The sequence below is a fragment of the Acidovorax sp. LjRoot204 genome, assembly GCF_056175785.1.
This window is the reverse complement of sequence record NZ_JBGFFF010000068.1, coordinates 1-25304: the sequence shown is the minus strand read 5'-3', so window position 1 is coordinate 25304 and position 25304 is coordinate 1. Positions and strand designations below refer to the sequence as shown.

Genomic DNA, 25304 nt, shown 5'->3' with positions numbered 1-25304 from the left:
GTGCCAGCTCTGCCGCCCATTGCCTCTCCATCATTTTGGGAAGGCGGTAAATAACTACATTCAGAAAACTGCCGAAAAGCAACCCAATCACGCCGCCGAAAACGGCGTCCCACCACGCGTCCAACACCATTACACGACCTGACCGAGCTTGAAGATGGGAAGGTACATAGAAACCACGATACCGCCGATGAGCGTACCCAGAAACACGATGATGATGGGCTCCATCAGGCTGGACAGGCCAGCCACCATGTCATCCACCTCAGCTTCATAGAAGTCGGCAGCCTTGCCAAGCATGTGGTCGATAGAGCCGGATTCTTCGCCAATCGCGCACATCTGCAGCACCATGGAGGGAAAAATATTGGCATTGCCCATGGCTGCCGTGAGGCTGGTGCCKGTMGAGACTTCCTGCTGGATCTTGTCCGTTGCCATGGAATACACCGAATTACCTGCGGCTCCGCCTACAGAATCGAGAGCCTCTACCAGGGGCACACCCGCCGCGAACATGGTGGATAACGTCCGGGTCCAGCGCGCGACACAGGATTTGTCAATCAAGGCGCCAAACACGGGAAGCCRCAACAGAAGCCGATCCATGAACATCTGCATCTTTTCATTACGACGCCATGCCTGCATGAAAAAGAAAAAGCCTCCACCGATGACGCCAAATATCAGCCACCACCATTTGACAAATACCTCGCTGATGGCCATCACAAACAATGTAGGTGCTGGGAGGTCGGCTCCGAAAGACGTGAAGACCTCCTTGAACGCTGGAATGACGAAAATCATGATGACGGTCACCACCACGAAAGCCACGATCACCACGGAAATGGGGTACATGAGGGCCGACTTGATCTTCGACTTGATCGCCTCGGTTTTCTCCATGTATGTGGCCAACCGATCCAGCAGGGCTTCCAAAATACCCGCAGCCTCGCCCGCCTCTACCAAGTTGCAGTAGAGGCTGTCAAAGTACATCGGGTACTTTCTGAAGGCCCCGTTGAGCGATGTCCCTGTCTCGATATCGGAACGGATGTCATTGAGCAGCTTGGTGACGCTGGCATTGGTATTGCCTCGACCCACAATGTCGAAGGCCTGCAATAGGGGGACGCCAGCCTTCATCATGGTTGCCAGCTGGCGGGTAAATAGCGCAATGTCCTTGGGCTTGATTTTTTTGCCCGAACGCATGCGGCGCTTCTTGATTTTGGTGGGGAAAACCCCTTGGCGACGCAAGGTCGCCTGCACTTGGTTTTCTCCAACCGCGCGGATTTCGCCACGAACGATCTTTCCGTTGCGGTCCTTGCCCTCCCACTCGAAGACAAAATCCTTGATATCTTTGGTTGATGCTGCGGTCGCCATGGTGCCCTCGTCCGTGGATGCTATTCGTTGGTGACGGCCAGAACTTCCTCAAGGGAAGTCAGACCCAATTTGGCTTTGTAGAGCCCGGATTCGCGCAGCGAACGAACACCCTCGGCGCGTGCCTGCTCTGCAATCTCCAGTGCACTCCCGTCGCGCAAAATGATGCGCTGGATCTCCTCGGAAATAGGCATTACTTGATAGATGCCGAGTCGGCCCTTGTAGCCGTTATTGCAGGCCGAGCATCCTACGGGACGATAGGTCACCCAGGAGCCGTCAATGTCATGTTCCTCGTATCCCGCCTCCACCAAAGTCTCATGGGGTATATCTGCGGGAACCTTGCATACGGGGCACAATCGACGCGCCAAACGTTGCGCCGTGATCAAAATCACGCTGGAAGCGATGTTGAACGGCGCTATACCCATATTGCGCATCCGCGTGAGCGTCGTGGGCGCGTCGTTCGTGTGCAGCGTGGAAAGCACAAGGTGACCTGTCTGCGCCGCCTTGATGGAAATATCTGCAGTTTCCAGATCCCGGATTTCACCCACCATGATGATGTCGGGATCCTGGCGCAGAAACGACTTCAGTGCCACAGCAAAGGTCATACCGGCTTTTTCATTCACGTTCACCTGATTGACGCCAGGCAAATTGATTTCAGAAGGGTCTTCGGCGGTTGCGATATTGACCCCCGGCTTGTTCAGCAGATTCAGACAGGTGTACAAGGACACCGTCTTGCCAGAGCCCGTAGGGCCTGTGACCAGAATCATTCCGTAAGGACGACCAATCGCCTGGAGTAATCGTTCCTTCTCCACGGGTTCATAGCCAAGTGCATCGATCCCAAGCTTGGCGCTGCTCGGATCCAAAATACGGATCACGATTTTCTCGCCAAACAGGGTGGGCAAAGTGCTTACCCGAAAATCGATTACGCGATCCGGCCCCAMCTTGAGCTTCATGCGGCCGTCYTGSGGMACGCGCTTCTCGGAAATATCCAGGCGCGAAATCACCTTGATACGGGACGCGAGCTTGTCTTTGATTGCGATCGGTGGGGAGGCTATTTCGCGCAGTTCTCCGTCAATGCGGAAACGGACTCGGTATTGGTGTTCGTAAGGCTCAAAATGCAAATCGGAGGCGCGCATATTGAAGGCGTCGAGCAGCATTTTGTGCAGGAACTTGACGATAGGTGCATCTTCAACTTCCGTTGTTCCTGTATCCGCTTCTTCAGGCGCATCTTCAATAGCAACATCGTCAAAAGCAAAGTCTCCTCCTCCACTGATTAGCGTATCCATGGATTCGCTTGTAGATTTGGTGGTGGCTTCTACGAGTCGGCTGAGTTTGTCATATTCCGCAATAATCCAATCCACACCCATTTGGGTGGTGAATTTAATTTTCTCTGCAGCTTCTTGGTCGGTCGGATCAGCCGTTGCGACGATCAACCGGTTGTTGCGCTTGCTCAGGACCACCACGCGATATGCTTGACATATCTTGTTATCCAGAAGCTCCTTTGGCAAGCGCAAAGGATCAATGGCGTCCAAGTCGAGCAGTGGTGCACCAAAAACTGCAGATACCGTGTGCGCCAGATCCGCTGCAGAAACAGCCCCAGAGCCCGTCAGTTCGGCAATGAAACTGGTCCGGCTTATTTGTGATTTTTTGTAAATGTCTTCTGCTGACTTTTGGGTCAGCTTGCCCGCAGACATCAGGGCGCGGCCGAGCCCCGGCAGGGCTACTGCAGAGGCTTCTTTGAGGGCAGTATCAACAGCGGCCATGTAACCGAGAATGTGTTAGGTGTGGAAAAGAAACCATCCTATCATCACCGATCAACCATGGGCTGTACAGCGGCGCATATTGGCAACGGCGCCACAAACGGGTGGGATTTTGGTAGGTGACCATACTGCGATATATGGTCGGGGTGAGAGGATTCGAACCTCCGGCCTCTACGTCCCGAACGTAGCGCTCTACCAGGCTAAGCTACACCCCGCAGCTTGTAAAAGCACCCGCGAGTGATCTGGTGCCTCTTTTAATTTCGCCGCCCCAGCAATTGGGCTGCCAATTCTAGCAAACCCTCCGAGTAGGCATTTGCGGGTAATCGTCGGGCGGCAGCCATGGCGCGGTGCGCTTCAGCGAAGGCTGCGACGCGGGTAACGTCTAGGGCGCCTGTCGAGCGGACGATGCCCACGACTTCTTCTAATCGTTCGGTCGAACCTTGTTCGATGGCTTGGCGAACGATTTCCGCCTGGCTGGGGGTGCCTCGTTCCATGGCGGCGATCAGGGGGAGGGTGGATTTGCCTTCTCTCAAGTCGTCACCCAGATTTTTGCCCATCTCTACGGTGTCGCCGTCGTAGTCCAGCACATCGTCAATGATCTGGAATGCGGTACCCAGTGCCTGTCCATAAGTTGCGCATGCCTCTTCCACATCGGGGGGGCTGTTGGCCAGAACGGCGCCGAGGCGGGCGCTGGCTTCAAAAAGTTTGGCTGTTTTGGAGCGGATGACACGCAGATAGCCCGCTTCATCCAGTGAGGCGTCGTGCATGTTCATCAGCTGGAGCACTTCGCCTTCTGCAATCACGTTCGTAGCCTCGGAGAGGATTTCCATGATGCGCATGCTTCCAGCCTCGACCATCATCTGAAATGACCGGGTGTGCAGAAAGTCGCCCACCAGAACGCTGGCAGGGTTGCCAAAGGTTTCGTTGGCTGTGGGGCGGCCGCGGCGCAGGGTGGATGCATCCACCACATCGTCATGCAGCAGTGTTGCGGTGTGAATCAACTCGACCACTGCCGCAAGGCTGTAACGATGTGTGCCACGGTAGCCCAAGGCTCCGCACACCATCAGCAGCAGAGCGGGGCGCAGACGCTTGCCGCCAGCTGCAATGATGTATTGCGAGATCTGGGCCACCAAGGGGACGCTCGATGTCAGACGCTGACCGATGACCTTGTCGACCTCGTGCATGTCTTGTGCAACGAGCGTGAGGGGGGAAGCTGCGGGGGCGGTATGGTCAGTCAAGATGGTGGTCACAGAAAGTGCCCGAATTATAGGAAGGCCCGCTACATGGCTGACGAGGACGGTGGCGTGCTGGTCACGCCGAATTGACTGATGCGCGTGGGGCTGGCGAGGTGATGCCAGATGCGTTATACTCGCGGGCTCTGCGGAAATTCGTCTGCAGAACTCATATCAAGAGGTCAACATGTACGCGGTCATAAAAACCGGCGGCAAGCAGTATCGCGTTGCTTCCGGCGAAAAAATTAAAGTAGAACAGATTGCTGCGGACGTAGGCCAGGAAATTGTGATCGACCAGGTTCTGGCTGTCGGCAACGGCGCTGAACTGAAGGTTGGTACGCCCCTGGTGTCCGGCGCAACSGTGAMAGYCACKGTCGTGGCCCACGGCAAGCACGACAARGTGCRCATCTTCAAGATGCGCCGTCGCAAGCACTATCAAAAACGCCAAGGCCATCGCCAGCAGTTCACTGAGCTGCAAATCGGTGCGATTGCTGCTTAATCGAAGGAGCTAGTCATGGCACAGAAAAAAGGCGGCGGCTCTACGCGAAACGGGCGTGACTCCAAGCCAAAGATGTTGGGTGTCAAGGCCTTCGGTGGTGAACTGATCAGCGCTGGTTCGATCATCGTGCGCCAGCGTGGCACACGTTTTCACCCCGGCACCAATGTCGGCGTTGGCAAGGATCACACCTTGTTTGCCCTGGTGGACGGCCACGTGTCGTTCGGTACCAAGGGTGCATTGTCCAAGTCCACGGTCAATGTGACTCCCGCCTGAGGATCGCTCCTCCGGCAACGATCGAAGCCCCGCTTTGCCGGGGCTTTGTTGTTTGGTCTGCACGCGTCGCTGGTGCGCCTTTGGCCTGTGGTGCCTGGAATGGCCCCTGCTGTTCCGCCACAATTGGCCAGCAGCCGACAGTACGGCCTCTTTTGTAAACTGGATACCCCATGAAGTTCGTCGACGAAGCCTTTATTGACATTGCCGCAGGTGATGGTGGCAATGGCTGCGTGTCGTTCCGGCACGAAAAATACAAGGAGTTCGGCGGTCCCAATGGTGGTGACGGTGGGCGCGGGGGGCATGTGTTTGCTGTGGCCGATCCCAACCTGAATACCCTGGTGGACTATCGCTACTCGCGCCGTCACGAGGCCAAACGCGGTGAGCATGGCATGGGCTCCGATATGTTCGGCGCGGCGGGTACGGACATCACACTCAAGATGCCGGTCGGGACCATCATCACCGACGCCGAGACGGGTGAAGTTCTGTATGAGCTGCTGACCCCGGGCGAGGTCRTCACCATCGCCAARGGCGGYGAYGGCGGCTTCGGCAACATGCGYTTCAAGAGCGCSATCAACCGSGCSCCGCGYCARAARACSCCGGGCTGGCCGGGCGAGAAAAAGAATTTGAAGCTSGAGCTSAAGGTKCTSGCCGAYGTSGGSCTGCTGGGCATGCCCAACGCCGGCAAGTCCACCTTCATCACGGCCGTGTCCAATGCGCGACCGAAGATTGCGGATTACCCGTTCACCACGCTGCACCCCAACCTGGGCGTCGTGCGGGTGGGGCCTGAGCAGAGCTTTGTTGTAGCCGACATCCCCGGTCTGATCGAGGGAGCTTCTGAGGGCGCAGGCTTGGGCCACCAGTTCCTGCGCCACCTGCAACGCACGCGTTTGCTGTTGCACATCGTGGACTTGGCGCCGTTTGACGATGCTGTGGACCCGGTGGCTCAGGCCAAGGCCATCGTGAACGAGCTCAAGAAATACGACCAGCAGCTGTACAACAAGCCGCGTTGGCTGGTGCTGAACAAGCTGGACATGGTTCCCGCTGATGAGCGTGAGGCGCGCGTGAAGGATTTTGTGAAGCGCTTCAAATGGAAGGGGCCGGTGTTTGAGATCTCGGCCCTCACGCGTGAGGGCTGCGAGCCGCTGATTCACGCCATCTTCCGCCATGTGCAGTCCGAGCAGCGCACGGAGAACGAGCCGGTGGAGGTGGATCCCCGTTTCGCCGGCGATACGCCAGCCTGACGCGTGGGCGCTCAGAGGATAGGAATTGCTACATTTTTAATAGCTACTCAGGCATGAAGCAGTAGCGTTATCGGCATCAAAGACATCAAAATGGTTTCCAGCGTATTGAGAGATGCCCGCCGCATCGTGGTGAAGGTGGGCTCCAGCCTTGTGACCAACGAAGGGCGTGGACTGGATGAAACCGCCATCGGTGAGTGGAGTCGCCAACTGGCCGCGCTGGTGCGCGGTGTTGGGGGTGCCCCACGCGAGGTGGTAATGGTGTCCAGCGGTGCCATTGCCGAAGGCATGAAGCGCCTGGGCTGGACCACAAGACCCCAGGAAATCCACGAACTGCAGGCTGCTGCTGCGGTGGGGCAGATGGGGCTGGCGCAGATGTACGAAACCAAGCTGCGCGAGMASSGGATSGGCAGCGCSCAGGTGCTGCTSACCCATGCCGAYCTGGCSGACCGYGAGCGCTAYCTCAATGCGCGCTCCACCTTGCTCACGCTGCTGCGTTTGGGTGTTGTGCCGGTGATCAACGAAAACGACACGGTGGTCAATGACGAGATCAAGTTTGGCGACAACGACACGCTGGGTGCGCTGGTGGCCAACCTCGTGGAAGCCGATGCCCTGATCATCCTCACGGACCAGAAGGGGCTCTACACCGCCGACCCACGCCGTGATCCGTCTGCGCAGTTTGTGCATGAGGCCAAGGCGGGTGATCTTGCTCTGGAAGCGATGGCGGGCGGTGCAGGCTCAAGCATTGGCAAAGGCGGCATGATCACCAAGATYCTSGCKGCCAAGCGCGCKGCMGGCTCKGGCGCMTCSACCGTGATTGCCTGGGGACGCGAATCCGACGTATTGGTCCGTTTGGTGAGTGGTGAGGCGTTGGGTACTTTGCTGGTTGCCCAGACACAGAAAAAGCAGGCCCGCAAGCAGTGGATGGCGGACCATTTGCAACTGCGTGGGTCTGTGGTGGTGGACGCTGGGGCTGCTGCCAAGGTGCGCGACGAAGGCAAAAGCCTGCTGCCCATCGGCATGACGGCAGTGGAGGGGGACTTTTCGCGCGGCGACGTGATTGCCGTGCGCGACGGGTCTGGGGCAGAGATTGCACGCGGCTTGGCCAACTATGCAGCGGCGGAAGCCCGCCTTCTGTGCCGCAAGCCGTCGACGGAGTTTGAGAAACTGCTGGGCTACATGGCAGAGCCGGAAATGGTGCACCGCGACAATCTCGTGTTGGCGCAGGGCGCATAGGGACTGGCTGCGCGCATCAATCCTTGTCGATTCAGGACTGAGCGGATTCGCCCATCAAAACAAAACGCCTGCAGATGCAGGCGTTTTTTCATGGTGCGATGCCAGGGTCAGCGCGGTGTGTCTGATACCGATGGCATGCCGTCGAGTTCTCCCGGCATGCTGTTTTGAGGATCGGGATCAAAACTGGCGCCTGGAGGCAGCTCCATGCCAGGGTTGACCAGCATGGAGCCCGTGCGGAACATGTTGGCGACGCCCGCATGTTCACCCTCGCGGGTGCGTAAACCGCTGCGCAAATAGCGGTTGCGCTGCTCGTGTCGCGGCAGATAGCGGGCCAGTTCGGTGAGCGCCATCTCATAGACACCGCGTTTGAACTCGACCACCACATCCAGCGGAACCCAGTAGTCGTTCCACCGCCAAGCGTCAAACTCCGGGTGATTGGTCGCACGCAGGTTCAGATCCCAGTCGTGCCCCATCAATTGCAACAGGTACCAGATYTGCTTCTGGCCCTTGTAGTGGCCGCGCGCATCGCGGCGGATGTACCGGTCAGGCACCTCATAGCGCAACCAGTCCCGGGTGCGGGCCACCACGCGAACGTGGTTGGGCAATAATCCCACCTCCTCRTGCAGTTCACGGAACATGGCTTGCTCGGGRSTYTCGCCSCGGTCRATGCCRCCYTGCGGGAACTGCCAGSWRTGSGTGCGTATGCGCTTGCCCCARAAMACCTGGTTTYTCTGGTTGAGCAGGATGATGCCGACGTTCGGCCGAAAGCCGTCCCGGTCAAGCATAATCAAACCCCAAATTTTTAAACTGTGTCCATTATGCACGGCGCCTGGCGCGCAGCAAGTGGACGGCCCCGTTCTGCCTGCAATCGACTCCCGATGAAAGCCTCCCAATTCTTCATTTCCACCCTCAAGGAAGCTCCGGCGGACGCCGAAGTGGTCAGCCACAAACTCATGACGCGGGCCGGGCTGATCAAGAAGCTSGGCRCKGGCATCTAYAMCTACATGCCKMTGGGSCTGCGCGTGATCCGCAAGGTSGARGCSATCGTGCGYGAAGARATGAACCGCGCGGGTGCTGTCGAGCTGACCATGCCCGTGGTGCAGCCCGCTGAGCTCTGGCAGGAAACGGGGCGCTTTGAGAAAATGGGCCCCGAGCTGCTGCGCATCCAGGATCGCCATGGTCGCGACTTCGTGGTGCAGCCGACCAGCGAAGAAGTGATCACTGACATCGCCCGTCAAGAACTCAAGAGTTACAAGCAGCTGCCGAAGAACTTTTACCAGATCCAGACCAAGTTCCGCGACGAGCGCCGCCCCCGTTTTGGCCTCATGCGCGGACGTGAGTTCATCATGAAGGATGCCTACAGCTTTGACCGCGACCAAGTGGCCGCCAAGGCCAGCTACCAAGTGATGGCCGCAGCCTACCGGCGGATTTTCGATCGCTTCGGCCTGACCTACCGTGCCGTGGCCGCTGACAGCGGCGCCATCGGGGGGGACCTGTCGGAAGAATTCCAGGTGATTGCCGCCACGGGCGAAGACGCCATCGTCTACTGCCCGCAGAGCGACTACGCCGCTAATATGGAAAAGGCGGAGGCGCTGGCCCCCACCGGACCACGCGGCGCAGCCACCCAGGCGCTGACCAAAACAGCCACCCCAGGCAAGAGCACCTGTGCCGATGTGGCAGAACTGCTGGGTGTTCCGCTGAACACCACGGTCAAGTCACTGGTGCTGGCCACGGACGAAACCAACGAAGCGGGTGAGATCGTCAAGAGCCAGGTGTGGCTGCTGCTGCTGCGCGGCGACCACGACATGAACGAGATCAAGGTTGGCAAGGTGCCCGGACTGGCGGGCTTCCGCTTCGCGACGCTGGGCGAAATTGAGGACCACTTTGGCTGCAAGCCGGGTTACCTGGGCCCCATCGGCCTGAAGAGGCCTTTGAAGATCGTGGCAGACCGCGAAGTCGCTGTGATGGCCGACTGGATCWSCGGCGCCAACGAGGTSGACTTYCACATCACCGGCGTCAACTGGGGCCGCGATCTGCTCGAGCCCGACATGGTGGCCGACCTGCGCAACGTGGTGGCGGGCGACCGCTCCCCCGACGGCAAGGGCGAGCTGGCGATCGAGCGCGGCATTGAAGTGGGCCATGTGTTCTACCTGGGTACCAAGTACAGCAAGGGTATGAACGCGACCTTCCTGGGCGACGACGGCAAGCCCGCGTTCTTCGAAATGGGTTGCTATGGCATTGGCGTGACACGCCTGCCTGCCGCCGCCATTGAACAAAACCATGACGAGCGCGGCATCATCTGGCCGGACGCGATTGCGCCGTTCACCGTGGTGGTCTGCCCCGTGGGTATGGACCGCAGCGAGGCCGTCAAGGCCACTGCCGAGCAACTGTATGCCGACCTGCTGGCTGCGGGCGTGGACGTGATCCTGGACGACCGTGGCGAGCGCCCCGGCGCGATGTTTGCCGACTGGGAATTGATCGGCGTGCCACACCGCGTGACCATTGGCGACAAGAGCCTGAAAGAGGGTGTTGTCGAGTACCAGCACCGCCGGGACGCCGCAGCCACCAAGGTGGCCGTGGCCGACATCCTGGCCCATGTGAAGGGTCGTATGGCTGTATGAGCAAGAGCGGCGTCACTCTGAGCGCTCCGTGGGCTGCGACTTCTGGCGGCCCCGTGGGGATGTCGCGCCGCGGCTGTCTGGTGTCGCTGGCTTCGCTGGCAGCGCCCGCTGCCTGGCTGGGTGCTCCGCAGGTGGCGCACGCCGGCGGGCAGCTGGAGGAGCCCCTGATGGACTCGGTGCGCACCGCACTCAGCTCTGCCATTGCCAACCAGGCGCCGCCCGAGCCGGAGTTTTTTACCACCGAAGCGCGCCTGCACTACCTGCGGTGGCTGGGTACGCAGAGTGATCGCCTGCGGCCGCGCAAACCGGACCTGGAAGTACGCCGCGACTTTTTGCAGACGGTCTGGTACGAATCCAAGCGCGCCGGGCTGGACGTGTCCCTGGTCCTGGGGCTGATCCAGGTAGAAAGTGGGTTCCGCAAATTTGCCGTGTCCAGCGTTGGAGCGCGSGGCTAYATGCAGGTCATGCCSTTCTGGACSCGCGTGATYGGCGACRGCGACCCGGSCAAGCTGTTYCACATGCAGACCAACCTGCGYTTYGGCTGCGTSATYCTGCGCCACTACATTGACCGGGAGCAGGGCGATTTGTTCATGGCGCTTGGCCGCTACAACGGCAGCCGAGGCCGGTCGCCTTACCCCGATGCCGTCTTTGGAGCGCAGCGCAAGTGGCTGTTTGCCGATCGGCCGCATTCGCCGGCCGCATAGAGCGATCAGCGCGGCGGTGACACGGGCCGCGCCTTGGTCACTCCACAGCGGGTCCCGTGGGTGCTGACGGGCTCGGGGCCGATGCACCAGGGGCACCGCCCAGCCTGGAGACCATGACCTGATCGATGCGGTAGCTGTCCACGTCCAGCACCTCAAACTTGTAGCCGCCCCAACTCACGCTGTCAGTGCGGCGCGGCACGCGGCGCAGCATCACCATCAGGAAGCCCGCCAGGGTTTCGTACTCGCCGGTGTGCGGCAGCTCGTCCAGCGACAGGGCGTGCAGCACATCCTCAATGGGGGTGACCCCATCGATGAGCCAGGAGTTCTCATCCCGTCGCACGATCTGCTCCTCGTCCGCCGGGCCCACCAAGTCACCCATCACGGTGCTCATGACATCGTTGAGCGTGACCACACCGACCACTAGGCTGTACTCGTTCACGATGACGGCAAAGTCCTCGTGGACTTGGCGGAACTGCTCCAGCACCTCCGACAGGGTCAGCCGGTCGGGCACGATCAGCACCTTGCGCACCAGGCTGTCGTCGGCCAGCGAAATCGGCTGGTTGTTCAGCACGCGCTGGAACAGGTCCTTGGCATCCACATAGCCCACCACGTGGTCGATGTCGCCTTCGCACACCGGGTAGGTTGAAAACGGCTCGGCAGCGATGCGCAGGCGGATGACGGAGTCGGGCTCGTCGCGCAGAAAAAATGCAATGCGGTCGCGCGGCGACATGGCGCTGGACACCGTGCGCGTGTCCAACTCAAACACGTTGGTGATGACCTGCTGCTCGCGCGCCGCCAGCACCCCGGCACGCGCGCCTGCCTCCATCATGGCCAGGATATCGTCTGACGTGATGCGGTCATCGCGCAGCGATGACAACCCCAACAGGCGGAACAGCGCGTCGGCCCCCCGGCTGTAGAACCACACCAGCGGCCGCAACAGCGTCATGCACCAGGCCATGGGCTGTGCCAGCCGCACCACCAGCCGCTCGGGCTCTGCCATGCCCAGGCGTTTGGGGAACAGATCGGCAAACAGGATGAACAGCGAGGTGATGATGAGGAAAGACGCCAGGAACCCCGCCCGCTCGGCCGTGGGCCCCGACATCCACAGCGCAAACAGTTCGCTGAAATGCGGGCTCAGCGCACCTTCGCCCACGATACCGCCCAGGATGGCCACGGCGTTCTGCCCTACCTGCACCACCGTGAAGTAGTCGCCCGGCTGCTCCTGCATGCGCAGCACCCGGTCCGCACGCGCGTCGCCTTCATCGGCCATCTGGCGCAGGCGCAGGCGGCGGGCGGCCGCGAGCGAAATCTCGGCCATGGAGAAAAAGGCGCTGGCTGCAATCAGCAGCCCGATCACGAAGAGGCTTTGGGACAGGGTCATGGGACGAAGGCGGAACCGGAGTACAGCGGTACACCGGGCCACCAAGTGTATCTGGGCACCTGGCAAGCGGGCCCGCCGGCGCGCCTTGTGACGCATGCCGCCTGCCGCCCCATGCCACTGCATGGTGTGGCAGGGGGAAGGGTGGCGCGTGCGGGCGACCGCGTCGCGCTATCTACTGCACAAAGCCAATCCGGCTGCGCCCCGTGGCGGCCTTCGGCAGGTCGGTGATCTCCACCGTGGACCGGCGGTCCAGCCGCGCATTGCCAAAACCCGTCATCAGCGCCCGCCGCATTTCGCGCGGGGGCATCTGTGCCAGGTGGTCCAGCACGTCGTCCGTCGGCTCCGGGTCCAGCAGGCGGCCCCAGTCGTGCCCCGCGCGGATGCCCTGGTACAGGTTGCGCGCAATGGTGCGGGCCTGCTCCAGCGTGGGCGCCTCCACCTCGAACACGTTCATGCGGTTCAGGATGGGATCGGGAATGCCGCGTGTGTCGTTCGCGGTGGTAATCCAGATGACCTGGCTCGCGTCGATGGCCACCTCGGCAAACTCATCGGTAAAGCTCTGGGCGGTGTCGTACTCCAGCAAGCTGTACAGCGCGCCCAGCGGGTCGTACTGCGCGTCGCTGCTGGCCTTGTCGATCTCGTCCACCACGATGACCGGATTGGCATATTCACCCTCCACCAGCGCCTCGAACACCTTGCCAGGGCGCGCGCCCTTCCACTGCGCCGACGAGCCCGACAGCAGCCAGCCTGCGGTCATGGAACTCATCGGCAGCAGGTTCATGCCCGTGCCCAGCAGCTCGGCCAAGTGGCGCGCGAAGTGGGTCTTGCCGATGCCGGGCGGGCCCAGCAGCAGCATGGGCGTGACCTCCAGGCCATCGCTGCTGTCCTGCGCCAGCGCCACGTGGCGCTTCACGTCGTCCAGCACCTCGGTGAAGTTGGGCAACTGCTCGTACAGGCTGGCCATGTCGGGGATGCCCGATGGCTTGACCTGAAAACGCTCCGGGCCGCGCTCCAGCATGCGTTCGTACACGGTGCGCAGGGTTTCGTATTCCCTCTGGTTGCCGGATTCCTGTAGGCGAGCGAGCTTGCGTTCGACATCGCCCGGGTGGAACACATTGCGCATCTGGGCCACCGGCAGGCGCAGGGCAGGTGGCTGGGGAACAAGGCTATGGCTGGTCATTGCATGCTCCTGTGAGGGTTACGTCACGCAATCATTCAAGCACACAACATGCCCGCTGCTCCATCGGAAAAGCCCCTGATTGGTGCCTCTGTTGCGGGCAAACAAAAAGGCCGCCCGAAGGCGGCCTGATGGCGGGTGAGGCAAGGGTCGCTTCGATCAGCCCTCGGTGCCCAGCACTTGCTTGAGTTCGCCCGACTCATACATCTCCATCATGATGTCCGAGCCGCCGATGAACTCGCCCTTCACATACAGCTGCGGGATCGTGGGCCAGTTGCTGTATTCCTTGATGCCCTGGCGAATTTCGTCGTCTTCGAGCACGTTGACGGTGACCACGCTCTTCGGGTCCACGCCACAGGCCTTGAGGATCTGGATGGCGCGGCCGGAGAAGCCACACATAGGGAAGCTGGCGCTGCCCTTCATGAACAGCAGAATGTCGCTGGATTTGACGAGGCCGTCGATGCGTTGTTGGGTGTCGCTCATGGGAAAACTCCTTGAAAGAGGCTGCGGGCGAATGGATGCTGAGGGCCCGCGATGGAGGGATTATTTCACTGTCGGCCATTGCCCGCCTGTGCAGCGTGCGATGTCGGCAAGGTCATTGCGGCTTTGTACCTGCACAAAGCCCTGGGCGGCAAGCAGCGCCTGCACGGCGTCTGCCTGGTCGTAGCCATGCTCCAGCAGCAGCCAGCCGCCCGGCCGCAGGTGGGTGGGCGCCTGGGCGACGATGGCGCGGATGTCTTCGAGGCCGTCCGCGCCGCTGGCCAGGGCTTGCAGGGGCTCGTGGGTCAGCGCGGCCAGGTGTGGGTCGGCGCTGGCGATGTAGGGCGGGTTGGAGACGATGGCGTCGAATGGCCCCTCCACTCCCACCAGCCAGTTGGCCTGCCGAAACTGCACGGGCAGGCCCAGCCGCTCAGCGTTGGCTTGTGCCACGGCCAGTGCATCGGCGCTGGCATCCACCGCCAGCATCTGGGCGTCGGCACGCTGGCTTTGCAGYGCCAGCGCRAYCGCGCCGCTGCCGGTGCCCAGGTCCACCACGCGCGGTGATGTCAGCGGGGCGATCACCTCCAGCGCCCAGTCCACCAGCGTTTCGGTGTCCGGGCGCGGGTCCAGCACGCGCGCGTCCACCTGCAGCGGCAGGCCGTAGAACTCCTTGCGGCCAGTGAGGTAGGCCACGGGCTCGCCCGCTACGCGGCGCTGGCACAGGGCGATGAACTGGGTGTGTGTGGTCTCGTCCAGTGCATCGGTATCGTGTGCCAGCAGCCAGGCACGGCTTGCATCAGGGCGGCCCACGGCATGCAGCAGCAGCAGTTGCGCGTCGATACGCGCCAGGCCCAGGGTGTGGGCTTGCGCCAAAGCCTGGGCGAGGGTGGGAGAGGTGGTGTGGTTCACTATTGTTTTGATAGCTGTTCAGGCATATGAATCTAGCGCTACCAGCCAATTTGTCTCAAATTCTTGCTTGGCTCACCCGGTGGCGCCCATCTCCAGCTCTTCCAGCTGCTCGGCCTCGCGGGCATGCTGCAGGGCCTGCAGCACATCGCCCAGGTCGCCTTCCATCACGGCCAGCAGCTTGTACAGCGTGAGRTTGATGCGGTGGTCRGTSAGSCGSCCCTGCGGRAAGTTGTAGGTGCGGATGCGGTCGSWGCGGTCGCCGCTGCCGATCAGGCCCTTGCGCAGCGCGGCCTCCTTGGCGGCGCGYTCGCTGCGSTCYTTYTCCTGGATGCGCGCSKRCAGYACCTGCAGCGCCTTGGCCTTGTTGCTGTGCTGGCTGCGGYCGTCYTGGCATTCGGCCACGATGCCGGTGGGCAAGTGCACCACGCGCACGGCCGAGTCGGTCTTGTTGATGTGCTGGCCACCGGCGCCGCTGGCGCGAAAGGTGTCGATGCGCAGGTCTGCCGGGTTGAGCTTGATGGCCTCGTGCTCGTCGGGCTCGGGCATCACGGCCACGGTGCAGGCGCTGGTATGGATGCGGCCTTGGGTCTCGGTGGCGGGCACGCGCTGCACGCGGTGGCCGCCGGATTCGAATTTGAGAGCCCCGTAAACATGGTCCCCCTCTATGCGCAGCACGATTTCCTTGTAGCCGCCGAGCTCGGCCGCGTTCTCGCTCACCACCTCCACCTTCCAGCCCACGTTGGCGGCGTAGCGGGTGTACATGCGCGTGAGGTCGCCTGCGAACAGGGCGGATTCGTCACCACCCGTGCCAGCACGGATTTCCACAAACGCGTTGCGCGCGTCGTCGGGGTCCTTCGGTAAAAGCAGGCGCTGCAGTTCGTCTTCCAGTTGCAGCAGTTCGGCTTCGGCACTGGTGATTTCTTCTTGTGCCATCTCGGCCATGTCGGGGTCGGCCAGCATCTCGCGCGCACCCGCCAGGTCGGCCTCACGCTGCTGGTAGCGGGCGTAGCGGCCGGCGACCTGCGTGACCTCGGCATGCTCGACGGAGATGCGCCGGTACTGCGCCATGTCGCTCATGATGTCTTCGCGCGAGAGCAGGAAGTCGAGTTCGCCCAGGCGCTGTGCGTAGCGCTCCAGCTGGCTTCGGAGAAAGGGTTTCATGGAATTCTGGAAAAAGGATTTGCTACAGATTTGGTAGCTGGTGGCGCATGTAAATCATGCGCCTGGGCCGATTTGACTCAAATCGGAACGGCTGTGGAGCGGGCGAGCGCCGCTACAGGCCGTTGTTGTGGGGCGTCTTGCTTTGCGAGCGCAGGAACAGGCGCGAGACGGTCTGGGCCGTCTGGGCGCGCATCTCGGCGTCGCCCGCGCGCAGCTCGGCCAGGGTGCCGTGCAGCATTTTCTGTGTGAGGCCGCGCGACAGGGCTTCGAGCACGGCGTCCACGTCCTCGCCCTTGGCCAGCAGCTTCTTGGCGCGGGCGATTTCCAGCGCGCGCCAYTCGTCSGYCTGGGCGTTGAGCTGCTGGATCAGCGGCACCACGCCACCCTCGGCCGCGGCGGGGCTGCGCAGCTCCATCCAGTGCATGAAGCTCTGCACGCCSGCGTCGATGATGRCCTCGGCCTGCGCCACGGCGGCCTGGCGGTTGGCCTGCGCGGTTTGCACCACGGTGGCCAGGTCGTCCACGGTGTAGAGGTACACGTCGCCCAGGGCCTTGACCTCGGGCTCGATGTCGCGCGGCACGGCCAGRTCGACCATGAACATGGGACGGTGGCGGCGCTTCTTGAGTGCGCGCTCCACAGCGCCCAGGCCGATGATGGGCAGGCTGCTGGCGGTGCAGCTGATGACGGCGTCGAATTCGTGCAGGCGCTCGGGCAGATCTGCCAGGCGCATTACCTCGCCGCCAAAGCGGGTGGCGAGCTTTTCGCCGCGTTCCAGCGTGCGGTTGGCAATGGCGATCTGCTTGGGGTTCTTGGCGGCGAAGTGCGTGGCGCACAGCTCGATCATYTCGCCCGCGCCGACGAACAGCACGCGGATCTTGGAGAGGTCTTCAAACAGCTGGCTGGCCAGGCGCACGGCGGCGGCTGCCATGCTGATGCTGTGTGCGCCGATCTCGGTGCTGGTGCGCACCTCCTTGGCCACGGCAAAGCTGCGCTGGAACAGCTGGTTGAGCGTGGTGCCTAAAGCGCCGGCCGTCTCGGCGGCGCGCACCGCGTCTTTCATCTGGCCCAGGATCTGGGCCTCGCCCAGCACCATGGAATCGAGCCCGCTGGCCACGCGGAAGGCGTGGCGTGCGACGAGGCTGTCTTCCAGCGTGTAGGAGTGCGAGCGCAGCAGCGCGGGGCTCACGCCGCCGCTGTGGGCCAGCCAGCCCAGCGTGTGGTCCACTGCGGGCTGGTCGCCGGCACAGTAAATTTCGGTGCGATTGCAGGTGGAGATGATTGCGGTTTCCACCCCGGGGTGGCGGCTGGCAGTGCCGCCAGAGTTGCCCAGCGACTGGCGCAAACCGTGCAATGTGGGGGCGATCTGATCGAGCGCAAACGCAAACCGGCCGCGCAGATCGAGCGGCGCGGTGGTGTGGTTGATGCCGAGGGCCCAGACTGCCATAAGCTGCAATTATAAAATTGTTGGCCCGAACAGGCGGCCTTGCTTGTTCAAGCCTTGATTTGGGTCAATTCCATGGGTCCGCTGGACATCGTCAACCACCTCCTCAACTTTGTCGCACCCGCTGCCGCCATGGCGCTGGTGTTGGTGCTTTCGGGCCGTCTGGTGGGCTCCCGCAGTGCCTCTGCGATGTCTGTGTGGCTGCGTTGGGCGATTCTGTTTGCCGTGGGGGGGGCGGTGCTCGCGGCAGGGCTGGTGCTGTGGGGACGTGACGGCAAGATGCTCACCTATGCCGCGCTGGTGGTGGCCTGCGCCACCTGCCAGTGGGTGCTGGTGCGGGGCTGGAAGGCTTGAAGCTTTCAGCAAGCCGTCACGTGTCTTGAGGGTTTGCGAGAGGTGCTTTGGAGGGCTGTCGCGCCCTGGGGTCTGATAGCCTCTTTGCATCTTCCAATGCGGCCGCCATGGCCCGCGCCGAMGGAAGTGGCAAGCATCCCTCACACCCACAACCAATGCTGGAGACAACCCCATGAAACTGCTGCGTACCTGCATCACCCTGGCCGCAGGCCTGGCCTTTGCTGCCGCCGTGCATGCGCAGGCGTTTCCGTCCAAGCCCATCCGTATCGTGGTGGGCTTCCCCGCCGGCGGGCCGCTGGACCAGCATGCGCGCCTGCTGTCCGACAAACTGCAGACCGTGCTGGGCCAGCCGGTGGTGATGGACTACAAGGCCGGAGCCGGTGGCACCGTGGGCGCGCAGGAGGTGATGAAAGCGCCCCCTGACGGCCACACCATCATGCTGGCCAACACGGGGGTGATGGTCATCAACCCCGCGCTGTACAGCCGCCTGCCCTATGCCACCCTCAAGGACTTTGTGCCCGTGGCGCGCACGGCCATGCAGCCGCTGGCCTTGCTGGTCAACACCAGCGTGCCCGCCAAGAATCTGCAGGAGTTCATGGCCTATGCCAAGTCGCGGCCTGGTCAGGTCAACTTTGGCTCGGCGGGCAATGGCGGCATCAGCCACCTGGTGCCCGAGATGTTCAAGACCGCCACGGGCCTGTTCATGGTGCACATCCCCTACCGGGGCAGCGCGCCGGCATTCACCGACCTCATGGGCGGGCAGGTGCAGTTCATGGCCGAGAGCATTCCGCAGGCTGCGTCCTACCACAAGCAAGGCAAGGTGCGCGCCCTGGCCGTGACCAGCAAGGAGCGCAACCCYGCGCTGCCSGAKGTGCCSACGGTGATCGAGWSSGGCRTCAAGGGCTTYGAGGTGGTGGGCTTCTATGGCTTTCTGGCCCCTGCAGGCACGCCCAAGGACGTGGTCAACAAGCTCAGTGACGCTTTTGGCCAGGTGTTGCAGATGCCCGATGTGCGCAACCGCATGGTGAGCCAGGGGGCCGATCCGGCGTTTCTGGGCGCGGACGACTTTGCCAAGTTCCTGGCCGCGGAGATGCCCCGCTGGGCCGACGCCGTCAAGAAGTCTGGCGCGAAACTCGATTGACCCCCTGAGGCGCTGCGCGCCTTCACCCTGCAGGGGGACTCCACCGGTGGCCCGGCAAACCCGATGCCCGGTGGCGCTGGCTTGGGGCGGGGTTGGTTGGTAGATGCGCCCTACGGCGTGGCGGGCGAGAAGAAGTCGACSCGGTCGGTGATGATGCCGTCCGTGCCCAGCGCGATGAGGCGCTGCGCCGCCCAGTCGTCGTTCACCGTGTAGCTCAGCGTGCGCATGCCCATGCCGTGGACTTGCGCCACCAGGGCCGGGTCCCACAGCGCGTGGTTGCACACGATGGCCACACAGCCGAGCGCCTGCGCCTTGTCAAAGCATCCGTCCCACAGCGCGTCGATGAGCAGCGCGCGGGGCAGGTGGGGCGCGGTGGCCATGGCGCCCGCCAGCGCCTCGGGCTTGAACGACGAGAACAAGGGCGGCATGGCCTGCCCTTGCCACAGCCGTGCGGCGTATTCGCCCACCACGCGGCCGGTAATTTCTTCCTGGCCTGGTGTGGGCTTGATCTCGATGTTCAGGAAAAACCCGTTGGCAATGCAGTAGCGCGCCAGGCTCTCCAGTGTGGGAAGGGGCTCGCCAGCGTAGCTGCGGGAATGCCAGCCTCCTGCATCCAGCTGGGCGAGCTGGGCCCAGGGCCGGTCGCCGCCGGTGCCGTGGCCGTTGGTCGTGCGCTCCAGCGTGGCATCGTGCATCAGAAAAGGCACGCCGTCGCTGCTGAGCTTGGCGTCGCACTCGAACATGCGGTAGCCGTATTGGGCACCCAGCCGGAAGGCGGCCAAGGTGTTCTCAGGGGCCAGCTTGCCTGCGCCGCGGTGGGCGATCCAGCGGGGGTAGGGCCAGGGGGCGAGGGTAGACGAGGGTGCGCTCATGCGGGTTCACCAAATTTCAGCAGGTTGCCATGGGGGTCGATGACATACATCTCCTTCATGCCCCAGGGCTGGACAGTGGGAGGTGCCAGTTGCAGGCCGCGTGCCGTGAAATCCGCGTGCAGCAATCCGGTGTCTGCACGCACGTAGCATGAAGTGTTTTCTGCAATGTGGCGCTCGGTGCAGGGCCAGAAGTGCAGCTCGCAGCCATCGCGCTGCAGGATCAGGTAGTTGTCCATCTCCAGCAGTGCGGTGAAACCCAGCCGCTCGACGTAGAACTGCAAGGTCTCCGCCAGGTGTAGCGAGGCCAGCACCGGCACGGTGGCCAGAACCCCGCGCCCGGCGCCGGCGGCTTCAGGCGGCTGCACGGGCTCAGTCGGGGATGCGTTTACCGGTGGTGGCATCGAAAGCGTGCAGGCGGTCGGGACGGGGCACGACGTGGATCACCGCATCCGGCTGCGGCGCGTGGGTGCCTTCTTCTACCCGCACGATGATCTGTTCGCCGTTGATGCGGCCGTAGATCAGGCGCTCGGCACCCAGCAACTCCACAGTTTCGACGGTAACGGCCCAACCCTCGCTGCGCACATCCAGATGCTCCGGGCGGATGCCCAAAATGGTGCCCGGTTTGGCGCCTGGTGCGTTTTTGAGCAGGTTCATCGGCGGCGAGCCGATGAARCTGGCMACGAAGGTGGWGGCGGGCSKGTKGTAGACCTCTTCGGGCGTGCCGAACTGCTCCATGTTGCCCGCGTTCATCACGATCATGCGCTGGGCCAGCGTCATGGCCTCGACCTGGTCGTGTGTCACGAACAGGCTGGTGATGCCCAGTTCGCGGTGCAGCTTCTGGATTTCGAGGCGGGTCTGGGCGCGCAGCTTGGCGTCSAGGTTGGASAGCGGCTCGTCRAACAGGAACACCTKGGGSTSGCGCACGATGGCRCGSCCCATGGCCACGCGCTGGCGCTGGCCGCCCGASAGCTCGCGCGGCTTGCGCTCCAGCAGGTGGCCCAGYTCGAGGATCTTGGCGGCCTTGTCGACGCGCGCCTTGATCTCTTCCTTGGGTACCTTGGCGATCTTCAGGCCATAGGCCATGTTCTYGAASWYSSTCATGTGCGGRTACAGCGCGTAGTTCTGGAACACCATSGCGATGTCGCGCTGGGCGGGTTCCAGGTCGTTGACCACACGGTCGCCAATGCGCAGTTCGCCGCCGGAGATTTCTTCCAGGCCCGCGACCATGCGCAGCAGGGTGGACTTGCCGCAGCCCGAGGGGCCGACGATGACGACGAACTCGCCGTCCTTGACCTCGGCGTTCACGCCGTGGATGACCTGGTTGGCCTTGGGGCCCACGCCGTAGCGCTTGACGATGTTGCGAAGAGAGAGGGATGCCATATGTGCAATGAATTTGATAGCTACAGGAGCTTATTGAACAAGCGCTTGCAGGAGTTTTGTCTTATTTTTCGGTGTCCACCAGGCCCTTGACGAACCAGCGTTGCATGACCACCACCACAAAGGCGGGCGGCAGCATGGCCAGGAGGGCCGTGGCCATCACGATGTTCCATTCGTTGCCTGCGTCGCCACCGGCCAGCATGCGCTTGATGCCGATGACCACCGGGTACATGTCTTCGGACGTGGTCACCAAGAGCGGCCACAGGTACTGGTTCCAGCCGTAGATGAACTGGATCACGAACAGTGCGGCAACCGATGTGCGCGACAGCGGCACCAGGATGTCCTTGAAAAAGCGCATCGGACCGGCGCCGTCCACACGTGCGGCCTCCACGAGCTCATCGGGCACCGTCAGGAAGAACTGGCGGAACAGGAAGGTGGCGGTGGCCGAGGCGATCAGCGGCACCGTGAGGCCCGCGTAGGTGTTGAGCATGCCCAGGTTGGATACGACCTGGTAGGTAGGCCCGATGCGCACCTCCACGGGCAGCATCAGCGTGATGAAGATCAGCCAGAAGCAGATGCCCTTGAAGGGGAAGCGGAAGTACACGATGGCAAACGCCGACAGCAGCGASATSGCGATCTTGCCCACCGTGATGACCATGGCGGTGACAAAACTCACCCACATCATGCGAGCCACAGGCGCAGTGGAGCCCGCACCCGCGCCGCCGCCAAACAGCGCGTCGTGGTAGGTCTGCCAGAAGTTGCTGCCGGGCACCATGGGCATGGGCACCTGAACGATGTCCTGTGCGGTATGGGTGGAGGCCACGAAGGCCAGGTACAGCGGGAAGCCGACGATGATCACGCCCAGCACCATGATGAGGTGCGAGAACGCGGTGAGATAGGGGCTGCGTTCGACCATTTTTAGTATTGAACCTTTTTCTCAACGTAGCGGAACTGAATGACGGTGAGCACCACCACGATGGCCATCAGCACCACCGATTGCGCGGCCGATCCGCCCATGTCCATGGCCTTGAAACCATCGTGGTACACCTTGTAGACCAGGATGGAGGTATCGCGCCCGGGACCGCCCTGGGTGGTCGAGTCCACGATGGCAAAGGTGTCGAAGAACGCGTACACGACGTTGATCACTAGCAGGAAGAACGTGGTGGGCGACAGCAGCGGGAACTGAATGCTCCAGAACCGGCGCCAGGGGCCCGCACCGTCGATGGCGGCGGCTTCGATCAGCGACTTGGGGATGGACTGCAAACCTGCGAGGAAAAACAGGAAGTTGTAGGAGATCTGCTTCCACACCGCTGCAATCACGATCAGCGTCATCGCGTGGTCGGAGTTGAGCATGTGGTTCCAGTCAAAGCCCGACTGGCGCAGCATGTAGGCCACCACACCCAGCGAGGGCGAGAACATGAACATCCACAGCACCCCTGCCACCGCGGGGGCAACGGCGTAGGGCAGCAGCAGGGCGGTCTTGTAGACGATGGCGCCCTTGATGATGCGGTCGGCGAAGATCGCGAGGATCAGCGACAGGCCGATGCCCACCACCGCCACCAGGATCGAGAAGAAGGCCGTGGTCTTGAACGAGGCGAGATAGCCCGGGTCTTCAAACAGGGCCTTGAAGTTGTCCAGCCCCACCCATTCGGTGGACATGCCAAAGCTGTCCTGCATCTGGAAYGACTGCACCAGGGCCTGGCCTGCGGGCCAGAAGAAGAACACGCTGATGATGACCAGCTGGGGAGCCAGAAGCACCCAGGGTAGCCACGCAGAGCGGAAAAGTACGCGTTTTTCCATGACGAAACTCTCAAAAAGAAAACCCCGCCGCCCCGTGAACCAGGTTGGTTGACGGGGCGGCGGGCTTTCGATGTCGCCCAGCCGGGTGGCCAGGTGGCATCGACAGATGGTGGACCGTGCTTACTTGTTGGCGCGTGCGAAGCGGGCCAGCTGCTCGTTGCCACGTGTCACGGCGGTGTCCAGGGCTTCCTTGGGCGACTTCTTGCCCGACCAGATCTGTTCGGTTTCCTCGTCGATGATCGAGCGGATTTGCACGAAGTTGCCCAGGCGGATGCCACGCGACTTGTCGGTGGCCTTGCGGATCATCTGCGTCACGGCCACGTCGGTGCCGGGGTTCTTGTCATAGAAGCCAGACGCCTCGGTGAGCTTGTAGGCGCCCATGGTCACGGGCAGGTAGCCGGTGCGCTGGTGGCTGGCAGCCTGCACCTTGGTGTCGTTCAGGAAGTTCAGGAAGCTGGCCACGCCCTTGTATTCCTCGGGCTTCTTGCCGGCCATCACCCACAGGCTGGCGCCGCCGATGGCGGTGTTCTGTGGGGCACCCTTCACATCGGGGTAGTAAGGCAGGGTGGAGATGCCGTAGGCAAACTTTGCTTCCTTGGCCACGCGGGCGTACAGGCCCGACGAGCCGGTGATCATGGCGCATTCACCAGAGGGGAAGGACGCATCGGCCGTGTTGTTGCGGCCCTTGTAGACAAAGCTGCCTTCCTTGGAGGCCTTGGCCAGGTTCTCGAAGTGGCGAACGTGCAGCGGGGTGTTGATCTGCAGTTGCGCGTCGTTGCCGTCAAAGCCGTTGTTCTTGGAGGCGAACAGGGTGTTGTGCCACAGCGAGAAGCTCTCCAGCTGCGTCCAGCTCACCCAGCTGGTGGTGAACGGGCAGCTGTGGCCGCTGGCCTTGAGCTTGGAAGCGGCGGCAAACACTTCGGGCCAGGTCTTGGGCGGCTTGTCGGCGTCCAGACCAGCCTTCTTGAAGGCGTCCTTGTTGTAATAGAAGATGGTGGTCGAGCTGTTGAGCGGGTAGCTCAGCATCTGGCCGTTGGGGGCGGTGTAGTAACCGGCCACTGCGGACACATACTCGGTGGGTTCAAACTTGAAGCCCGCGTCGTTCAGCACCTTGGCTGCAGGCACRATGGCGCCCTTGCTGGCCATCATGGTGGCGGTGCCCACTTCGAACACTTGCAGGATGTGGGGGGCATTGCCAGCGCGGAAGGCGGCAATGGCGCCGGTCATCGATTCGTCATACTGGCCCTTGTACGTGGGCACGACCTTGTACTGGGATTGGCTGGCGTTGTATTGCTTGGCCAAGTCGTTGACCCAGTCGCCCAGCGCTGCACTCATCGAGTGCCACCATTGGATCTCAATGGGTGCCTGTGCTTGCGCAGGTGCGCAGACCGACATGGCAACAGCAGCGCAGACCGCCAGAAGCTTCGTTTTCATGAATATTTCCTCCGAGGATGACGAAAAGCACAAGGGCCGGATGCTATGCAGCCTCTGTGACATTGATATGTCGTTGTCGCATGAGCCCGCGCCCTGCAACAACCGGGGAAACCCCTTGGGGTACCCGTGAGGGGTGCGATTGTGACCTTTTTGTGACAAGGTGTGGCGCATTTGCCGAGGCTTGCAAGGTTTTGTGCAATGCACCATGCTGGTGACTGTTCACATGCGTGGGCACCCTCGGTTCGTTCGCGCCGTCGCGCGCCGGGCGTTTCCTTCTCCTATCCCTTCTCCTTCATCGCCATGGCCACCAATTCGCTCGACAAGAACAAGATCAAGTTTCTGCTGCTCGAAGGCATCCACTCCTCCGCAGTGGATGTGATCCGGGCGGCAGGCTATACGCAGATCGAGACGGTGTCCGGTGCGCTGCCGGACGAGGAACTGAAGCGCAAGATCGCCGATGTGCACTTTGTGGGCATTCGCTCGCGCACGCAGCTGACCGAAGAGGTGTTTGCCCAGGCCCATAAGCTGGTGGCCGTGGGCTGCTTTTGTATTGGCACCAACCAGGTGGACCTGAACGCGGCGCGCGAGCGCGGCATTGCGGTGTTCAACGCGCCGTACTCCAACACCCGCTCGGTGGCCGAACTGGTCCTGGCCGAAGCCATTTTGCTGCTGCGTGGCGTGCCCGAGAAAAACGCGGTGGCCCACCGGGGCGGCTGGCTCAAGAGCGCCGATAACGCGTATGAGATCCGYGGCAAGACCCTGGGCATCGTGGGCTACGGCTCCATCGGCRCCCARCTSTCGGTGCTGGCCGAGGCCATGGGCATGCACGTGGCCTTCTTTGATGTGGTCAACAAGCTGCCCCTGGGC

General features: G+C 62.3%; 26 protein-coding genes and 1 tRNA gene. 9 read left to right on the top strand and 18 right to left on the bottom strand.

Going from position 1 to position 25304, the window contains the following annotated elements:
• From AC04MI_RS13550 to AC04MI_RS13530, 5 genes are all read right to left on the bottom strand, one after another.
• Positions 1–130: prepilin peptidase (locus AC04MI_RS13550; protein WP_476497985.1), on the bottom strand; the 130-nt coding region annotated here is incomplete at its 3' end.
• Positions 130–1350 (bottom strand): type II secretion system F family protein, encoded by a 1221-nt coding sequence (locus AC04MI_RS13545; RefSeq protein WP_476497983.1) that lies wholly within the window; start codon positions 1348–1350, stop codon positions 130–132. The genes AC04MI_RS13550 and AC04MI_RS13545, both read right to left, overlap by 1 nt.
• Before the next feature lie 20 nt (positions 1351–1370).
• Positions 1371–3110, bottom strand: coding sequence for a type IV-A pilus assembly ATPase PilB (pilB, locus tag AC04MI_RS13540; protein ID WP_476497982.1), 1740 nt, complete (start codon positions 3108–3110; stop codon positions 1371–1373).
• A 135-nt stretch (positions 3111–3245) separates the two neighbouring features.
• Positions 3246–3322: transfer RNA gene (locus AC04MI_RS13535), tRNA-Pro, on the bottom strand.
• A gap of 39 nt (positions 3323–3361) precedes the next feature.
• Entirely contained in the window at positions 3362–4291 is a 930-nt protein-coding gene (locus AC04MI_RS13530; RefSeq protein ID WP_436079248.1) for a polyprenyl synthetase family protein, read from the bottom strand.
• A 235-nt stretch (positions 4292–4526) separates the two neighbouring features.
• On the opposite strand from AC04MI_RS13530, the gene rplU reads away from it, so the two are divergent.
• The 4 genes from rplU to proB all read left to right on the top strand — a co-directional run bounded on the left by rplU (position 4527) and on the right by proB (position 7585).
• Complete coding sequence (gene rplU, locus AC04MI_RS13525) at positions 4527–4838, top strand: 50S ribosomal protein L21 (RefSeq protein WP_476497981.1); 312 nt, start codon at positions 4527–4529, stop codon at positions 4836–4838.
• A gap of 15 nt (positions 4839–4853) precedes the next feature.
• Complete coding sequence (rpmA, locus tag AC04MI_RS13520; protein WP_005794180.1) at positions 4854–5111, top strand: 50S ribosomal protein L27; 258 nt, start codon at positions 4854–4856, stop codon at positions 5109–5111.
• Between the two features lie 170 nt (positions 5112–5281).
• On the top strand, positions 5282–6352 hold the full coding sequence (gene cgtA / locus AC04MI_RS13515) for an Obg family GTPase CgtA (RefSeq protein ID WP_476497980.1): 1071 nt from the start codon (positions 5282–5284) through the stop codon (positions 6350–6352).
• A 90-nt stretch (positions 6353–6442) separates the two neighbouring features.
• Positions 6443–7585, top strand: a complete 1143-nt coding sequence (proB, locus tag AC04MI_RS13510; protein ID WP_476497979.1) for a glutamate 5-kinase — start codon at positions 6443–6445, stop codon at positions 7583–7585.
• A 107-nt stretch (positions 7586–7692) separates the two neighbouring features.
• On the opposite strand, the gene AC04MI_RS13505 is transcribed toward proB, so the two are convergent.
• Positions 7693–8370: an RNA pyrophosphohydrolase gene (locus AC04MI_RS13505; RefSeq protein ID WP_476497984.1), complete on the bottom strand. Its 678-nt coding sequence runs from the start codon at positions 8368–8370 to the stop codon at positions 7693–7695.
• A 93-nt stretch (positions 8371–8463) separates the two neighbouring features.
• On the opposite strand from AC04MI_RS13505, the gene AC04MI_RS13500 reads away from it, so the two are divergent.
• Complete coding sequence (locus AC04MI_RS13500; RefSeq protein ID WP_476497978.1) at positions 8464–10206, top strand: proline--tRNA ligase; 1743 nt, start codon at positions 8464–8466, stop codon at positions 10204–10206.
• Positions 10203–10910, top strand: a complete 708-nt coding sequence (locus AC04MI_RS13495; protein WP_476497977.1) for a lytic transglycosylase domain-containing protein — start codon at positions 10203–10205, stop codon at positions 10908–10910. Before AC04MI_RS13500 ends, AC04MI_RS13495 begins: the two co-directional genes overlap by 4 nt.
• A 37-nt stretch (positions 10911–10947) precedes the next feature.
• On the opposite strand, the gene paeA is transcribed toward AC04MI_RS13495, so the two are convergent.
• From paeA to hemA, 6 genes are all read right to left on the bottom strand, one after another.
• The gene (gene paeA / locus AC04MI_RS13490; protein WP_099731089.1) at positions 10948–12291 is read right to left on the bottom strand and encodes a polyamine export protein PaeA; all 1344 of its coding nucleotides are present in this window, start codon (positions 12289–12291) and stop codon (positions 10948–10950) included.
• A gap of 172 nt (positions 12292–12463) precedes the next feature.
• Positions 12464–13471, bottom strand: coding sequence for an AAA family ATPase (locus AC04MI_RS13485; RefSeq protein ID WP_099731088.1), 1008 nt, complete (start codon positions 13469–13471; stop codon positions 12464–12466).
• A 156-nt stretch (positions 13472–13627) separates the two neighbouring features.
• On the bottom strand, positions 13628–13951 hold the full coding sequence (grxD, locus tag AC04MI_RS13480) for a Grx4 family monothiol glutaredoxin (RefSeq protein ID WP_056060339.1): 324 nt from the start codon (positions 13949–13951) through the stop codon (positions 13628–13630).
• Between the two features lie 60 nt (positions 13952–14011).
• Entirely contained in the window at positions 14012–14857 is an 846-nt protein-coding gene (prmC, locus tag AC04MI_RS13475; RefSeq protein WP_476497975.1) for a peptide chain release factor N(5)-glutamine methyltransferase, read from the bottom strand.
• A gap of 72 nt (positions 14858–14929) precedes the next feature.
• Positions 14930–16018 carry a peptide chain release factor 1 gene (prfA, locus tag AC04MI_RS13470; RefSeq protein WP_476497974.1) on the bottom strand — a complete coding sequence of 363 codons (1089 nt, stop codon included), beginning with the start codon at positions 16016–16018 and terminating at the stop codon, positions 14930–14932.
• Positions 16019–16130: 112 nt separating this feature from the next.
• The gene (gene hemA / locus AC04MI_RS13465) at positions 16131–17462 is read right to left on the bottom strand and encodes a glutamyl-tRNA reductase (protein ID WP_476497973.1); all 1332 of its coding nucleotides are present in this window, start codon (positions 17460–17462) and stop codon (positions 16131–16133) included.
• Between the two features lie 72 nt (positions 17463–17534).
• On the opposite strand from hemA, the gene AC04MI_RS13460 reads away from it, so the two are divergent.
• On the top strand, positions 17535–17813 hold the full coding sequence (locus AC04MI_RS13460) for a hypothetical protein (RefSeq protein WP_436079251.1): 279 nt from the start codon (positions 17535–17537) through the stop codon (positions 17811–17813).
• Between the two features lie 172 nt (positions 17814–17985).
• Positions 17986–18954 (top strand): Bug family tripartite tricarboxylate transporter substrate binding protein, encoded by a 969-nt coding sequence (locus AC04MI_RS13455; protein WP_476497972.1) that lies wholly within the window; start codon positions 17986–17988, stop codon positions 18952–18954.
• 110 nt (positions 18955–19064) lie between these two features.
• Here the strand turns inward: AC04MI_RS13455 and ugpQ are convergent, their stop codons facing one another.
• From ugpQ to ugpB, 6 genes are all read right to left on the bottom strand, one after another.
• A complete protein-coding gene (ugpQ, locus tag AC04MI_RS13450; RefSeq protein ID WP_436079253.1) occupies positions 19065–19826 on the bottom strand; it encodes a glycerophosphodiester phosphodiesterase in 762 nt (253 codons plus the stop codon).
• A complete protein-coding gene (locus AC04MI_RS13445; protein ID WP_099731083.1) occupies positions 19823–20191 on the bottom strand; it encodes a bleomycin resistance protein in 369 nt (122 codons plus the stop codon). Before AC04MI_RS13445 ends, ugpQ begins: the two co-directional genes overlap by 4 nt.
• Before the next feature lie 4 nt (positions 20192–20195).
• The gene (gene ugpC, locus AC04MI_RS13440; RefSeq protein ID WP_476497971.1) at positions 20196–21206 is read right to left on the bottom strand and encodes a sn-glycerol-3-phosphate ABC transporter ATP-binding protein UgpC; all 1011 of its coding nucleotides are present in this window, start codon (positions 21204–21206) and stop codon (positions 20196–20198) included.
• Positions 21207–21267: 61 nt separating this feature from the next.
• Positions 21268–22119, bottom strand: a complete 852-nt coding sequence (ugpE, locus tag AC04MI_RS13435; protein ID WP_476497970.1) for a sn-glycerol-3-phosphate ABC transporter permease UgpE — start codon at positions 22117–22119, stop codon at positions 21268–21270.
• 2 nt (positions 22120–22121) lie between these two features.
• Positions 22122–23003: a sn-glycerol-3-phosphate ABC transporter permease UgpA gene (ugpA, locus tag AC04MI_RS13430; RefSeq protein WP_015012736.1), complete on the bottom strand. Its 882-nt coding sequence runs from the start codon at positions 23001–23003 to the stop codon at positions 22122–22124.
• 120 nt (positions 23004–23123) lie between these two features.
• Positions 23124–24437, bottom strand: coding sequence for a sn-glycerol-3-phosphate ABC transporter substrate-binding protein UgpB (gene ugpB, locus AC04MI_RS13425; protein WP_056060369.1), 1314 nt, complete (start codon positions 24435–24437; stop codon positions 23124–23126).
• A 300-nt stretch (positions 24438–24737) separates the two neighbouring features.
• Between ugpB and AC04MI_RS13420 the strand changes: the two genes are divergently transcribed.
• On the top strand, positions 24738–25304 hold a 567-nt coding region (locus tag AC04MI_RS13420), incomplete at its 3' end, for an NAD(P)-dependent oxidoreductase (RefSeq protein WP_476497969.1).

Bases quoted from the DNA above. Each gene is read 5' to 3' on its own strand.
- AC04MI_RS13530 (WP_436079248.1), bottom strand. From the start codon at position 4,291: ATGCACGAGGTCGACAAGGTCATCGGTCAGCGTCTGACATCGAGCGTC.
- AC04MI_RS13485 (WP_099731088.1), bottom strand. From the start codon at position 13,471: ATGACCAGCCATAGCCTTGTTCCCCAGCCACCTGCCCTGCGCCTGCCG.
- paeA (WP_099731089.1), bottom strand. From the start codon at position 12,291: ATGACCCTGTCCCAAAGCCTCTTCGTGATCGGGCTGCTGATTGCAGCC.
- AC04MI_RS13460 (WP_436079251.1), top strand. From the start codon at position 17,535: ATGGGTCCGCTGGACATCGTCAACCACCTCCTCAACTTTGTCGCACCC.
- rpmA (WP_005794180.1), top strand. From the start codon at position 4,854: ATGGCACAGAAAAAAGGCGGCGGCTCTACGCGAAACGGGCGTGACTCC.
- grxD (WP_056060339.1), bottom strand. From the start codon at position 13,951: ATGAGCGACACCCAACAACGCATCGACGGCCTCGTCAAATCCAGCGAC.